This window comes from Actinomyces oris, assembly GCF_001553935.1.
Taxonomy (GTDB): Bacteria; Actinomycetota; Actinomycetes; order Actinomycetales; family Actinomycetaceae; genus Actinomyces; species Actinomyces oris_A.
In genome coordinates, this window is the sequence record NZ_CP014232.1 from 475,465 (window position 1) to 490,102 (window position 14,638).

Consider the following 14,638-nt stretch of genomic DNA (forward strand, 5'->3'; position numbering starts at 1 on the left):
GAGTCTTTCTCCGGTGGACGGCTCCGTCTTGTCCGACGGCGTCACCGGCGCCTCCGACCTTTCATGCGTGGGTCGGTGGGCGGATCAGTCGAGGTTGCAGTGACGGCGCCTCCTGAGGAGTCCGGTGGAGATCGCCAGAGCGGAGACGACCGCTCCTGCGATCAGGAAGATGTGCGCACCGCGCCCGCCTGTCAGGGGCAAGCGGGGGGTGGCCGCCTTCTCGTTGGTGAAGGCCTTCGAGAAGGAGTACTGGAGGGCGTTGGGCTTGATGGCGAAGCTGCGGCTCGTCGTGTCAAGCCGGTATCCCGCGGGAGCCCGCTTCTCCACCAGGGAGTAGGAGCGCGTGTCCCAGGGCAGGCCGGTCACGGTGAAGGAACCGGCCGCGGGGTCCGTATCGGCGTAGGGGCCGCCCGGGCACCGTCCCCTGCCACCGGCGATGACGCAGTCGGTGACGGTGGTCCTGGCCGGGACTCCGGGGCCGCTGAGCGTCCACTCCGAGCCGCCCAGGGCATGTCCGCTCGTGTCCTGCTTCTTCCAGGACACGGCTCCGGTCAGACGCTGGTTGGTCACGGCTCCCCTGGTGACACCGGTGGTGTCCTTGAGCCCAGCCTTGAGGTTGGCGCCGGAGACGTCGTTGAAGGCCAAGGTCTTGTCCAGGCGCTGGTATCCACTGGGGGCGGTTCTCTCGGTGACGGAGTAGCTCCCCCACGCCAGTCCACTGACCTCGAAGACACCCGGAGCCGGGTTGGTGTCCCGGTAGGCGCCGCCGCGGCAGCCCGCCGCCTGGCAGTCCTCGACGACGGTGCCGGCGGGGACGCCGGGACCGGTCAGGGTCCAGCTGGTACCGCCCAGGGGTGTCTGACCGTCCTGGTCGACCTTGGTCCAGGACAGCGCTCCGGGCTTGGTCGTGTTGGTGACCCAGCAGGTGAGGCGATCGGTGCCCCGCACCTGGATGTTGGATCCTGTCAGGCTCGAGCTGCTCCAGCTGCCGCGCGTCCCGGGGGTCTGGGCGCACTGCCATGCGCTCGCCTCGTAGCCCGGTGCCTGGGGGTTCGTGGAGGACTCGCTGAGCACGTACTGTCCTGGACGCACCGCCTTGATCCCGGTGTCAACGTTGCCGGTCACCTGCTGGGACGCCGCCCCACCGTTGCCCTGCTGGGCCTTGAGGGTCCACTGGTCGGCCCCGAGGGCCCTGACCTGCCCGGTGTAAGGGGCCTGGACGTTCTTCACGAGCCGGATCGTGGGGACGCGCACCGCGATCCGGTAGTCCTCCACCTCGCCGCCCATCGTGCTGCCGGTGGGCTTGAGGTTCACTCCTGCCTCAGCTGTCCTCACCCGTAGGTAGGTGTGGGGCTGGGATCCGGCCTCTCCATCGATGCTGCGCACGACGTCCTCGGGGACGGTCCAACGCAGTGTGGCATTGCCCCAGCCGTCACAGGTGGTCTGACCGCTCTTCTCGGTGGCGTCAAAGACGCCGTTGTGGTTCCAGTCGATCCAACCGGCCACCGCTCCCCGGCCGCCGCAGCGGACGTTGGTGGTGTACTGCTGTCCCGGGGCGGTCTCAATGCCTGAGGCGGGGATGGAGACACCGTCCTCGTCGTTGCCGTACCAGCCGTCGTTGTCGTCGCCGTCGGCCCCGTCGCTGAAGCGCTGCTGGGACTCGGCGTCAGTACCCGAGCCCAGGTAGGGCCCGGTGGGCTGCATGCGGGTGGTGTTGATGAGGCGGCCACCGAACAGGTCATAGCCGTTGCGGTTCGTGACCTCACCACCGTCCCACCTGGGCTGCAGGAGGGCGGAGGCGCTGCCGTAGGAGACCGGCGCGTCACCGAAGTCGGTGACCAGGACCAGCCCGAGGGCGACAGCGGAGTAGCCCGATCCCTGCATGGTGATGGTGGCGCTGGTGGCCCCTTCCATGAACATGGAGACCGCGGGACCACCGATGCCGTTGGGCTTGGAGTAACCTCCGCCGTTCTGGTAGACGCACTCCTGTGCCGTATTGTCCAGCCTCAGGGTGTGGTTCCCGTTGGAGAAGGACGCGCGGGTCGTGACCGGCCGCCCGGTACGTCCTCTGGTGTCCGTGCAGTTACTGGAGCGCCCACCGTCCAGGAGGCGCCAGGTGACTCGCTGGTTGCTGGGGACCTCGGCCTGGATCCACTCGCCGTCGAAGGGCTCATTGGTGCTGCCGGGGTTGGAGGCCTCCGCGTCGGCGAAGACCAGGCCGTTGAGGGCCACCGGTGTGGAGCTGCCGTCGGGGGCCTGGACAGCTGCCGAGCAGGAGACGTCAAAGCTGATGCGTGAGTATCCGCCGGTGGGCGTGCGGTTGGCCCGGCGGTCGTTCTTGTCCCTGCCGTCCCAGGTCTTGTCCCCGTTGTAGGCGTAGCCGTTGGCCAGTCCGATGACCATCCGGTTGTGGTTGGTGTAGTTGTCCGGGTACTTCAGGCCGTTGTGCCACTCCGAGCTGCCATCGCTCCAGCCCCCGGCGCCACCGGTGTTGTAGAGGTTGTCGAGGATGTCACCGGCCCAGGTGCCCGGAATAGTGGCGACCAGCGGGCCGCGGGAAAGATCGTCGGGGAAGCCCTTCTGGTGACCAAGGTGCTTGAGATTGGACAGATTGCAGGTGGTGACCAGGTATCCGGCCTCTCCCAGGTCGCGGTAGTTGGTGAAGGTCCTGCGCTGCCCGTAGTCGAGCACGGGGACATTCGGCTTGGTCTGGCCGGCGAAGTTCTGGTCGTAGTCCGCCCACTGGAGCCACTGGATGGTGTCCCGGTACCAGCTGGTGCCGCCCTGAGCGAAGACCGCCGGAAGCGCGTCGGCGGGGAGCCCGCTCGGGGCCGCCCCGGCAGAAGGCTGCTCAGTGCCCACGAGCGCCGCAGCGACGCAGGCGAGTGCCGCAGCGCCGGCGACGAGCCTACGCAGGCGAGGTTTGATGGCACGACGAGACAGCAAAGGGAACACACTCCAATTCATGAGGAACCAACAGCGCTGGGACCGCCCTCTCTTAGGCGTCGACTCCATGCCCTTGGCAACAGGGATTAACTTAGTTGACGTATCCGGGCAATACAGGATCGGTGATGGATCTGAAATCGTCCGTTATAGCATTGCGACACCATTCATTACATCGGAATCACGAAGACGCGGAAATCGTGTCATTCATATTTCTATTCATGCTGACGGTCGGCTGTGCCCTTTTCCGTCATGGGACACGAAAAAGACCTCCCCGGTCAGAGCAGATGCTCTGACCGGGGAGGTCTGGTGCTACGCGGAGGCGCGGAGCGTCAGTGGGTCACTTGATGACCTTGGTGACGCGGCCGGAGCCGACGGTGCGGCCACCCTCACGGATGGCGAAGCCGAGGCCCTCCTCCATGGCGATGGGCTGGATGAGCTGGACGGTCATCTCCGTGGTGTCGCCGGGCATGACCATCTCGGTGCCCTCGGGGAGGGTGATGACACCGGTGACGTCCGTGGTACGGAAGTAGAACTGCGGACGGTAGTTCGAGTAGAAGGGGTTGTGGCGGCCGCCCTCGTCCTTGGTGAGGATGTAGACGTGGCCCTCGAACTCGGTGTGCGGGGTGATGGAGCCGGGCTTGCAGACGACCTGACCGCGCTCGACGTCCTCGCGACGGGTGCCGCGCAGGAGCAGACCGCAGTTCTCGCCGGCCCAGGCCTCGTCCATCTGCTTGTGGAACATCTCGATACCGGTGACCGTGGTCTTCTGGGCCTCGCGGATACCGAGAATCTCGACCTCAGAGTTGATCGGGAGCTTGCCGCGCTCCACACGACCGGTGACGACGGTGCCGCGACCGGTGATGGTGAAGACGTCCTCGATGGGCATGAGGAAGGGCTTGTCCATGTCACGCTCGGGGGTGGGGATGAAGTCATCCACCGCGTCCATGAGCTCCTTGATCTTGCCGGCCCACTCGGCGTCGCCCTCGAGGGCCTTGAGAGCGGAGACGCGGATGACGGGAGCCTCGTCGCCGTCGTAGTCCTGGGAGGACAGCAGCTCACGGACCTCCATCTCAACCAGGTCGAGGAGCTCCTCGTCGTCCACCATGTCGGACTTGTTGAGGGCCACGAGGAGGGCGGGGACGCCCACCTGACGGGCGAGCAGGACGTGCTCACGGGTCTGGGCCATCGGGCCGTCGGTGGCGGCGACCACGAGGATCGCGCCATCCATCTGGGCGGCACCGGTAATCATGTTCTTGATGTAGTCGGCGTGCCCGGGGGCGTCGACGTGCGCGTAGTGGCGCTTGTCGGTCTCGTACTCGACGTGCGCGATGTTGATGGTGATACCGCGCTGACGCTCCTCGGGAGCCTTGTCGATCTCGTCGAAGGGGGTGAAGGGGTTCAGCTCGGGGTACTCGTCGTGCAGAACCTTGGAGATCGCAGCGGTCAGCGTCGTCTTACCGTGGTCGACGTGACCGATCGTTCCGATGTTGACGTGCGGCTTGGTCCGCTCGAACTTGGCCTTGGCCACTGGTGTCCTCCTGGGACTCGGGTAGTTCTCTTCGTCGGGATTCGACTAGCACACATGCTAGCCGCCCGGGCGTCGAGAGTCTCTACTGGTGGATGTTGGAAATCTTACTGAACTGGGTCCCGGTCGGCACCCGAGGGGCGCCGTCGGGCCGGGGTCCGCCGCGGTTGCGTGCAGCCGGTGCGGACCCCGGAGGCAGGGCGTCAGGCGCCCTTGACCTTGGCGATGATCTCGTCGGCGACGTTCTTGGGAACCTCGGCGTACGAGTCGAAGGTCATGGAGTACACGGCACGTCCCTGCGTCTTGGAGCGCAGGTCACCGACGTAGCCGAACATCTCCGACAGGGGCACGTTGGCGCGGATGACCTTGACGCCGACGGCGTCCTCCATCGAGGCGATCATGCCGCGACGGGAGTTGAGGTCACCGATGACGTCGCCCATGTACTCCTCGGGAGTACGGACCTCGACGGCCATGACGGGCTCGAGGAGGACCGGCGAGGCCTTCTTGGCACCCTCCTTGAACGCCATGGAACCGGCGATCTTGAAGGCCATCTCGGAGGAGTCGACCTCGTGGTAGGCGCCATCGATGAGGGTGGCCTTGATGTCCACCATCGGGTAGCCGGCCAGGACACCGGTGAGCATGGCGTCCTGGACCCCGGCGTCCACGCTGGGGATGTACTCGCGGGGCACGCGGCCACCGGTGACGGCGTTGGCGAACTCGTAGTGCGCCTTCTCGCCGTCGGCGGTCTCGGCGGCCTCGTCGGCCACGAGGGGCTCGAAGCTCATCTGCACCTTGGCGAACTGGCCGGAGCCACCCGTCTGCTTCTTGTGGGTGTACTCGACCTTGTCCACCTTCTTGCGGATGGTCTCGCGGTAGGCGACCTGCGGAGCACCCACGTTGGCCTCGACCTTGAACTCGCGGCGCATACGGTCCACGAACACGTCCAGGTGGAGCTCGCCCATACCGCCGATGACGGTCTGGCCGGTCTCCTCGTCGAGGGAGACGGTGAAGGTGGGGTCCTCCTCGGAGAGCTTCTGGATAGCCACACCCAGCTTCTCCTGGTCGCCCTTGGTCTTGGGCTCGATGGCCACGTGGATGACCGGGTCCGGGAAGGTCATGGACTCCAGGACGATCGGGGAGCCCTGGGCGCACAGGGTGTCACCGGTGGTGACGTCCTTGAGGCCGATGAAGGCGTAGATGTGGCCGGCGTGGGCCTCCTCCACCGGGTTCTCCTTGTTGGAGTGCATCTGGAAGAGCTTGCCGATGCGCTCCTTCTTGCCCTTGGTGGCGTTGAGGACCATCTCGCCCTGGGAGACCTTGCCGGAGTAGACGCGCACGTAGACGAGCTTGCCGTAGAAGGGGTGGGTGGCCACCTTGAAGGCCAGGGCGGAGAAGGGAGCCTTCTCGTCGGCCGGACGGGTGAGCACCTCCTCCTCGTTACCGACGGCGTGGCCCTCGACGTCGGGGACGTCAAGCGGGGAGGGCAGGTAGTCCAGGACGGCGTCGAGCACGGGCTGGATGCCCTTGTTCTTGAAGGCGGACCCGGCCAGGACCGGGAAGGCCTCACCGGCCACGGTGAGCTTGCGGATGCCGGACTTGAGCTCGGCGATGCTGAGCTCCTCGCCCTCGAGGTACTTCTCCATGAGGGCGTCGTCGGCCTCGGCGACCGTCTCGACCAGCTGGGCGCGCAGCTCCTCGGCCTTGGCGACCAGCTCGGAGGGGATCTCCTCGTACTCGACGACGGAGCCGCGGGTCTCCTTGCCGTCGGCGTCCTTCTCGGGGAAGCGGATGGCCCGCATCTCCAGGACGTCGACGAGGCCGGAGAAGTCGTTCTCGGCGCCGATCGGGAAGTTGAGGACGATCGGGGTGGCGTGGAGGCGGTCCCGGATGGTCTGGACGGAGAAGTCGAAGTCCGCACCCAGCTTGTCCATCTTGTTGATGTAGCAGATTCGCGGGACGTTGTACTTGTCCGCCTGGCGCCACACCGTCTCCGACTGCGGCTCCACACCCTCCTTGCCGTCGAAGACCGCCACAGCGCCGTCGAGCACGCGCAGGGAGCGCTCGACCTCGACCGTGAAGTCCACGTGTCCGGGGGTGTCGATGATGTTGATCTGGTTGTTCTTCCAGAAGCAGGTGGTGGCCGCGGAGGTAATGGTGATACCGCGCTCCTGCTCCTGCTCCATCCAGTCCATCGTCGAGGCGCCATCGTGCGTCTCGCCGATCTTGTAGTTGATGCCCGTGTAGAACAGGATGCGCTCTGTCACGGTGGTCTTACCGGCATCGATGTGGGCCATGATGCCGATGTTGCGGACCTTGGTGAGGTCTGTCAGCACGTCAAGTGCCACTGGTGGTGTCCTTCGTTCGTGTGGGGTACGGAGCTGATTCCGGCACTACCAGCGGTAGTGGGCGAAGGCCTTGTTGGACTCGGCCATGCGGTGCATGTCCTCACGGCGCTTGACCGCGGCGCCCAGGCCGTTGGAGGCGTCGAGAATCTCGTTCATGAGACGCTCGGTCATGGTGTTCTCGCGGCGCTGGCGGGAGAAGTCCACGAGCCAGCGCAGCGCCAGGGTGGTGGCGCGGCCGGGGCGGACCTCGACGGGCACCTGGTAGGTGGCGCCACCGACGCGACGGGAGCGGACCTCCAGGGCGGGGCGGATGTTGTCCAGAGCGCGCTTGAGGACCGAGACCGGGTCCTGGTCCGTCTTGGAGCGCACGCCCTCCAGGGCGCCGTAGACGATCCGCTCGGCGGTGGACTTCTTGCCGTCCAGCAGGACGCGGTTGACGAGCTGGGTGACGACCGGCGAGCCGTAGACGGGGTCGACGACGAGCGGACGCTTGGGTGCGGGACCCTTACGAGGCATTACTTCTTCTCCTTCTTGGCGCCGTACTTGGAACGTGCCTGCTGGCGGCCCTTGACACCCTGGGTGTCGAGGGCGCCGCGCACGATGTGGTAGCGGACACCGGGAAGGTCCTTCACACGACCACCGCGCACGAGCACGATGGAGTGCTCCTGGAGGTTGTGGCCCTCACCGGGGATGTAGGCCGTGACCTCGATACCGGTGGACAGGCGCACACGGGCGACCTTACGAAGGGCGGAGTTCGGCTTCTTAGGGGTCGTGGTGTACACGCGGGTGCACACGCCACGGCGCTGCGGACTGGCCTTGAGCGCCGGCGTCTTGGACGCGGAGCGCTTCGTCGAGCGGCCCTTGCGGACCAGCTGCTGAATGGTAGGCACTACTGATTCTCCATGGGGACGTGAGTCTGTATCTGGCTGCTGCCTGCGTGCCGGGCCGCTCCCCCATTGGTGGCTCGACGGCGCACGTCACCGCGGAGAGGGCCGGCCCGCCGGGGTCGGGGCGAGCCCGATGACGACGTCCGGAGCCCCGCAGTCAGGGGCCCGTCGGTTCCCGCCGCGGCAGACCCGCGTCACGATGTCGCACTTGAGCCGAGCAGGCCTGAGGCCTGGACGAAGCCGACGTCGCTGGGAACGGAATGGAGATGCGGTGACCCGTCTGCGGGCACCGTCGGCCAGGCTACCCGTTCGCCGCGTGAAGGCGCCAGGGCGGAGGGCGAGGTGAGGGCGTGGTGCTGGACACGCCATACTCGAACAGCGCCACCGGCCGCACCCCGCAACGACGGGGCGAACGCCCCTGACATTACTCAGGCTGCTCCCCCTACCATCGCTGGGTATGAGTACGACGACTCCCACCTGGTCCACCGATCCGGTAGACACGCTTCCCCGCCTCACCGTGGACGGGCAGGATACCGGGCTGGCGCTGTGGACCGCACACACCCGGCGCGAGCGCAATATCGGCCTGCTGGGTACCGACTCCATCGACGGGGCTCTGTGGATCACTCGTTGCAACTGGGTGCACTGCTTCCGCATGCGCCACACGATCGACGTCATCTACGTGGGGCGCCGTGGGAGGGTCATCGCGGTGACGACGATGCCGCCGAACCGGATGGGCATGCCGCGACTGTTCGCACGGGCCGTCGTCGAGATGCGACAGGGAGACGCTTCTCGCCTGGGAATCCGTAGCGGGAGCATTCTGGCGCCATCCCCTGCCGAGCCACACCCACGAGCCGCCCCCGATTCAGCGGAAGCCCAGAACACCATGCTCGGCTCGACTCACTGAAAGGCCCCTCATGTCTCCCCAACCTTGGGTGCTCGGCGCCGTGGCGCTCGGCTCCGTTGCGCTCATCGCCGGCCCGGTCTCCGCGTGGACAAGGCGCTACGTGCGAGAACCCTTCAAAGACGAGGGCGAGTCTAACGCAGGCGCGCGCTCCGAGACGGCCACCTCAGAAAACGCTGCGGATGGCACCACAGCCCGTGCAGGGGGCACCACCGAGCCACTCTCAGAAGCCTCAGGACCTCCCGCCTCGCTTGAGTATCCGACGCTCAAGCATCCCGGCCTCCTGGGCACGGCACCACAAGGACTACTGGCCCTGACTCTGTGCTTCCTGTGCCTCTGGTGGGGCAGTCGGATAGGCACCACCGCCGCGACTCTCACTGCCATCCCCGTGTACGCGCTGCTCGGATGCGCCGGAAGTGTCGATGCCGTGGCGCGCCTACTCCCCAACCGCCTCCTAGGGGCGACGACGGCCTGGCTGACTTCATGCGGCATCGTTGCGGTCATCTTGGATCCCAGCAGGGCACATTCGGCACTCACTGCCGTGCTGTGCGCACTTTCAGCCGGCGGAATCAGCCTGCTGCTAGCGCTCTTTCGTAGCGGCCTGGGACTGGGAGACGTCAAACTGACCGCAGTGATCGGTCTCTGGCTGGGATGGTTCGACCCCTGGATGCTCGTCTTCGGACTGTGCATCGGAGTCTTCCTCGGCGGGATCGCCGCACTGTTCCTGCTCATCACCCGTAGGGCTTCACGCAAGGACCCCATGGCCTACGGCCCATACCTCATCGCAGGAGCCCTGCTCACCTGGCCGCTGGCGATCGTTTGACATGACGACGACCGTCACACCCTATGGGGAGAAGTACACAAACATTCCCGAGGAGCGTCGTGATAACGTCATAGACCGTTACAACTTCGTGATCCGCCAACACGACCGCGACTGTTGTGCAGATCACTTTCACACCATCGCCCACCAGCCCCAACCCCCCTTGGCCTCGCGCTCGACGCACCGCCAAGACATGTAAGGCCGTCTCATGCTCGTGCTCACCGGTTCCCAGTCTCAGACGAACGCGACCAAGGACTGGGATCTGGGCGATGTGGCGTCCATACTCGAGCAGTCTCACCAGGCACCCACGTTGCTGCTGTGCCGAACTGGATCAGACGAGCACGCTGCCCGAACCATTCAGGGAGTCTTCAAACGCAGGGACCTTGGTGTCCTGGCCTTGGACGAACCTGAGACTCGTTTCCGCGCCTTGGCCTACTGTCTCACCCAGCTTCACCCGCGGGCTTATGGTCAGGCCCCAATGGTTGTCGAGGCGCTGCAGCCTACACTACGAACGACAGTTGCCCTCACCTCTGTCACTAAGCTGACCAACCCCTCACCCACGATCGGCCAGCATCTGCAGTCAATGATGCCCGGCTCTCGCTTTGCCCTCACCTTGGGGCAAGGCCAAAGCCGCGTCACCAAGGTGAAAGCTGTCACCTGGGACCGGCCCCCACAGGGGACACTGGCGATCTGGGCCGCCGATGACAAGCAGAACCGGGTCACAGGAAGTTTACCTTCTCTGGGCATTCACCGTGAACCCTTACTTTCCGTATCCCACACCTGGCCGGCTAAGTGTTGGGCCGAGATGACGGCGCTCATTGCCGATCCCGGACCGCTCGTGTCACAGACACTTGCTCAGCTATCTCAGACGTTCTGCACATATTGCGGACACATGAGTTTACCTCAGGGGTGTCTGCTGTGCGGTACGTGGCCCAACATGTCAGCTTCGACGCTCCACACGTCAACCTCTCACCTCTACAAGGAGTCCCGATGAATCCACGTCAACGACGAGGCGTCCTCCTCATTCTCGTCACGATCCTCGGTGCAGTGGTGACCTTCGTGGCTGTCTTCAGTTACGTTCAGTCGGTCTCATCCCAGGTGGGCCCCATGACAACTGTTCTCAAGCTGTCGCAGCAGGTGACTGAGCTCAAGGAAATCAAAGCGGAGGACGTGGTCTCCGAGCAGGTTCCCAAGCGCTGGGTTCCCGACGATGCAGTGCACGACATCAAGGACGTCCAGGGAAAGGTCACGGCGGCCACATACAGCAAAGGCGCAGTGCTGCAGTCCAGCATGCTTCAAGACCCTCCACAGTTAACAGAGGGATATCGTGAGATATCCATCATGATCGATGCAGAGACAGGCGTTGCCGGCAAGGTAACTCCAGGATCGCGTGTCGACATCGTCGCCACCTTGGAGGATCCGAACTCTAAAGCCCAAAAGGCTGAGATCATTATTGAGAATGCCCTCATCACTGAAGTCGGCGTTGTGACGAAGGTACAAGAAAAGGACAGCGACGGTAATTTCTCAGAAGAAAAAGACAGCCTTCCCGTGACCTTCTCGCTGACGCCTGAGCAATCACTCAAGCTTGCCTACGCCGAGAGCTACTCAACAAAGGTCCGTCTCCTATTGCGCCGCGACGGAGACCAGGGAAGTGCCAAGACCCAAGAATACTCCGCCAACAACGGAACTCCTGCTCAAGGAGCAAGCTGATGCTGTATCTAGTGACGAACCACGAAGAGACGCGTCAGCAGGTACTGGCGGCCATTGCGGAAGCAGAAGGGATCGGCGAAGTCCGCACGGTGGCCTCGCCCGAGAAGCTGAGAGAATACATAGATCCCGACGTCACATCATGCGTCTTGGTCGACGAGGCATTGGCGCCGCACGCGGCTATGCCCACCGTTCAAGAGTTTTCCCGTGCCTACCCACTCATCCCGGTCGTCCTGTTGAGCCGGACTCACACGTCCGAGAGTGTTGTCGCAGCAATGGACTCCGGCGCAAGGACCGTCCTGGCTCTTCCGTTGTCACTCGAGGAGATAACAAACCGTCTTCTTCCTGTTCTGGCATGGTCACGTGCAGTTCGGAGCGAAGCGTCAAGCAGAGAAGAGCTCACCACACGTCGCCAGGGCACGATTACCGCCATCGTGGGCGCCAAGGGAGGTGTGGGAACATCAACGATGGCACTCATGGCTGCAGCGCAACTCGCTCAGGGAACTCGCACCTGCTTGGTGGATCTCGATGTCCGTAGCGGCGATCTCGCTGCAATGACAGGTATCTCGGTGCGTCGATCCATCGCCGATCTGGCCGACATAGCAGCCGAGGCCAGTACACGAGAAATTGCCGAAGTCATGTATCCGCTCCCCGGTGGCATCTCCCTTCTCCCCGCCCCAGAACAGGGTGAAACAGGCGAGGCCCTTACTGAGTCCGCCACACGCCAGATTCTTGCCATGCTGCGCTACCAGTTCGACCATGTGATTCTGGACTGCGGTTGCCGGCTCGACGACGTTCTGGCCATGGGCCTTGACTCTGCCGACCAAGTGCTCATCGTGGCAACGCCCGACGCACCGGCTCTGCGCTCCGTACGTCGCCTGACTGACGCTCTCGATCGGCTCGACATATCACTTGGGCGCTCTTTCGGGCTGGTGGTCAATATGACCACACGGCGACGCGAGATCCAGCCCACCACAGCTGCGAAAATGACCGGAATAGCGTTGGCCACCAGCGTTCCCGACCTCACAGCACACATCGAGATGGCAGTGAACTCGAACACTCTACTGACCTCGAAAGTCCCCTCGATGGCTAAAGCTGCCCGCTCTCTGTCCGACAGCATCTCAAGATACACTGCAGCGTCTCCGGATGCCGCTGTCCATCAAACGACCAGTCCGACCAAGTCGACACGACGACGCTGGCTTCGTCGCACAGAGCGAGGGCAAATCACCGTAGAGTTCCCCATTGTGTTCGCTCTGGCAACAGCCGCAATCTTGATGTGCGTCCAGGCGCTCAGCATCGGGGTGACATACATGTATGCCACAAACGCAGCCAACGAAGCGGCACGTGCTTACGGGACTGGTAAGACTCCAACCCAAGTACAACAGGTCGTCGCACAAAAGCTACCTGACACGTACGTTCAAGGATTGAAGATCACCCGTTCTGGCTCCAACAACGTAACCGTTACTCTTCCCATCCCGTCGGTCATTGACATCACCACTTCCGCCGACGCCGGAATCGTTTGGGAGAAATAATGCGTTCAGCAATCATAAGCAACAACGGTCTTGATATCGCGTCGTGCGGTAGAAAGCTGTCACGCCGACTACGTCGTGACGAACAGGGGATCCTTGATATAGAACTTGTGGCGTTCATTCCAATCCTTGTGCTAGTCACGATATTTCTTGTACAAGGGTTCTTCGCAGTATCCACCGTAACGTCGGTGAGTGCAGCCGCCCGAGATGGCGCTCGTGCAGCGATGCTAGGCCGTTCCCCCGAACAGGCGGCACGTGATGCACTTCCTAAATGGGTGCAGTTGGAGTCCGTGTCGGACACATGCAAAGACAAGCACTGCGTCAAAGTAACCGCCCGCGTACCTATCGGTATTCCATCGTTCACGAGCAAGAATGTCACAGTGACAAGAACAGCAGACTTCCCCAAGGGCTGACATGGCACTCCGAGATCGTATTTCCGTCCCGATTTCTAAATCAACTCGATCCTCCAAAGACAAGGAGGACCTCGTCACGCTCTACAAAGCTCGCCTTCTTGACGAAATCAATTTGGAGGAGGTTGCCGAGCTTGAGCTGGCTCAGCAACGTGCACGCCTAGAAAGAGTGCTTTCAAGGCTGCTCTCGCTTGAAGGCCCCGTCATGACGCCTCGCGAGCGCGCTTGGCTCATCAAAAGAGTCATCGATGACGCCGTTGGCTTAGGAGTGCTCGAACCCCTGATCGCAGATGAAACGGTCACTGAAATCATGGTCAACGGAGTCGACGATGTGTTCATTGAACGTTCCGGCCGAATCGAACGGGTACCAACAAAGTTCACGTCGGAAGCCGAGATATACCGGCTTATTGACCGCATCGTCTCATCGGTGAATCGCCGCGTCGACGAATCAAGTCCTATGGTGGACGCCCGTCTGGCAGGAGGCGAGCGTGTTAACGTCATTATCCCTCCATTGGCTCTCGACGGACCCAGCATCACCATTCGTCGATTTCCTCAACCGTTCCAACTCTCTGACCTCGTCAACCGCAACAGCATTCCTTCAGAAGCTGCCGAATTTCTTGAGGCACTGGTTGCCGCACGTTTCAGCATTCTAGTCTCCGGAGGAACTGGCACAGGAAAAACAACCTTCCTCAACGCCCTTTCCGGCGTGATTTCAGACCATGAACGTATCATCACAATCGAAGATGCCGCGGAGCTCTCGTTGCAACAGCCTCACGTCGTGCGTCTTGAAGCAAGACCGCCCAATATTGAGGGCAAGGGGCAGGTAACTATCCGTGACTTGGTGAAAAATTCACTGCGCATGCGCCCCGATAGAATCATTGTTGGTGAAGTTCGTGGGGGCGAGGCGCTGGACATGCTGCAGGCCATGAATACCGGCCATGAAGGCTCACTTACAACAGTCCACGCCAATTCGCCGATCGACGCCTTAAGCCGGCTTGAAACACTAGCCACGATGTCTGACGTGACACTTCCAGTGGATACCATCAGGGATCAAATCAACGGAGCTATTGACATCATAGTACAACTTGAAAGAGATTCTCAAGGCATGCGTCGCGTCAATACGATCGAAACGGTGGTTTCAGAACATCGTGAACACTATTCAACAACTGTTCTTTTACGCCACGTCAAGAACGACGGAGAACTGGGGGACCATTTCGAGTTCCGCGGACTGCCCGACAACGTAAAACAACGTCTTCAAAGAAGCGGCATCCGTGTCGAAACTTCTGCGAGTTGAGCGAGGGTCTTACAATGATCGATACGCCATTGATTTTCGTTTGCACGTTAGTCACTTTGATGACTGGCTGTTTTGCGGTCATCACTTTAAGCAGCAATACCTCGCGGACCAGCGTGATTGAATATGGTCTAGGTGCGACATCCAACAGCAAACGACAGCCACTGAGAGAGTTGGCATTCAAGTACAACAATCTGTTCTTCAACCTACCATTACGTAGACGCCTGTCTCGGGCTGGACTACGATGGAGTGCACTATCGACTGAGCTAGTTCTTGG

10 protein-coding genes are annotated in these 14,638 nt (G+C 62.6%); 5 read left to right on the forward strand and 5 right to left on the reverse strand.

Annotation, left to right across the window (positions count from 1 at the left end; all coding sequences use genetic code 11):
- Positions 1-84: 84 nt before the first annotated feature.
- The 5 genes from AXE84_RS02165 to rpsL form a co-directional block, all read right to left on the reverse strand.
- Positions 85-2,967: a CshA/CshB family fibrillar adhesin-related protein gene (locus tag AXE84_RS02165; RefSeq protein WP_060956661.1), complete on the reverse strand. Its 2,883-nt coding sequence runs from the start codon at positions 2,965-2,967 to the stop codon at positions 85-87.
- A 316-nt stretch (positions 2,968-3,283) separates the two neighbouring features.
- Positions 3,284-4,474, reverse strand: a complete 1,191-nt coding sequence (gene tuf / locus AXE84_RS02170) for an elongation factor Tu (protein ID WP_003789287.1) — start codon at positions 4,472-4,474, stop codon at positions 3,284-3,286.
- Between the two features lie 200 nt (positions 4,475-4,674).
- Entirely contained in the window at positions 4,675-6,816 is a 2,142-nt protein-coding gene (fusA, locus tag AXE84_RS02175) for an elongation factor G (protein ID WP_060956662.1), read from the reverse strand.
- 45 nt (positions 6,817-6,861) lie between these two features.
- On the reverse strand, positions 6,862-7,332 hold the full coding sequence (gene rpsG, locus AXE84_RS02180; RefSeq protein WP_003786052.1) for a 30S ribosomal protein S7: 471 nt from the start codon (positions 7,330-7,332) through the stop codon (positions 6,862-6,864).
- Entirely contained in the window at positions 7,332-7,706 is a 375-nt protein-coding gene (gene rpsL / locus AXE84_RS02185) for a 30S ribosomal protein S12 (RefSeq protein WP_003786082.1), read from the reverse strand. Before rpsL ends, rpsG begins: the two co-directional genes overlap by 1 nt.
- Positions 7,707-8,160: 454 nt before the next feature.
- Between rpsL and AXE84_RS02190 the strand changes: the two genes are divergently transcribed.
- The 5 genes from AXE84_RS02190 to AXE84_RS12360 all read left to right on the forward strand — a co-directional run bounded on the left by AXE84_RS02190 (position 8,161) and on the right by AXE84_RS12360 (position 14,364).
- Positions 8,161-8,607, forward strand: a complete 447-nt coding sequence (locus AXE84_RS02190; RefSeq protein ID WP_081093017.1) for a DUF192 domain-containing protein — start codon at positions 8,161-8,163, stop codon at positions 8,605-8,607.
- Between the two features lie 10 nt (positions 8,608-8,617).
- Positions 8,618-9,427 carry a prepilin peptidase gene (locus tag AXE84_RS02195; RefSeq protein ID WP_060956663.1) on the forward strand — a complete coding sequence of 270 codons (810 nt, stop codon included), beginning with the start codon at positions 8,618-8,620 and terminating at the stop codon, positions 9,425-9,427.
- A 987-nt stretch (positions 9,428-10,414) separates the two neighbouring features.
- Entirely contained in the window at positions 10,415-11,134 is a 720-nt protein-coding gene (gene cpaB / locus AXE84_RS02205; RefSeq protein WP_060956665.1) for a Flp pilus assembly protein CpaB, read from the forward strand.
- Positions 11,134-12,663: an AAA family ATPase gene (locus AXE84_RS02210; RefSeq protein ID WP_081093018.1), complete on the forward strand. Its 1,530-nt coding sequence runs from the start codon at positions 11,134-11,136 to the stop codon at positions 12,661-12,663. Before cpaB ends, AXE84_RS02210 begins: the two co-directional genes overlap by 1 nt.
- A 411-nt stretch (positions 12,664-13,074) precedes the next feature.
- Positions 13,075-14,364 (forward strand): CpaF family protein, encoded by a 1,290-nt coding sequence (locus tag AXE84_RS12360; protein WP_081093020.1) that lies wholly within the window; start codon positions 13,075-13,077, stop codon positions 14,362-14,364.
- The last annotated feature ends 274 nt before the right edge of the window (positions 14,365-14,638 follow it).

Bases quoted from the DNA above. Each gene is read 5' to 3' on its own strand.
- AXE84_RS02165 (WP_060956661.1), bottom strand. From the start codon at position 2,967: ATGAATTGGAGTGTGTTCCCTTTGCTGTCTCGTCGTGCCATCAAACCT.
- rpsG (WP_003786052.1), bottom strand. From the start codon at position 7,332: ATGCCTCGTAAGGGTCCCGCACCCAAGCGTCCGCTCGTCGTCGACCCC.
- AXE84_RS02190 (WP_081093017.1), top strand. From the start codon at position 8,161: ATGAGTACGACGACTCCCACCTGGTCCACCGATCCGGTAGACACGCTT.
- AXE84_RS02195 (WP_060956663.1), top strand. From the start codon at position 8,618: ATGTCTCCCCAACCTTGGGTGCTCGGCGCCGTGGCGCTCGGCTCCGTT.
- cpaB (WP_060956665.1), top strand. From the start codon at position 10,415: ATGAATCCACGTCAACGACGAGGCGTCCTCCTCATTCTCGTCACGATC.
- AXE84_RS02210 (WP_081093018.1), top strand. From the start codon at position 11,134: ATGCTGTATCTAGTGACGAACCACGAAGAGACGCGTCAGCAGGTACTG.
- AXE84_RS12360 (WP_081093020.1), top strand. From the start codon at position 13,075: ATGGCACTCCGAGATCGTATTTCCGTCCCGATTTCTAAATCAACTCGA.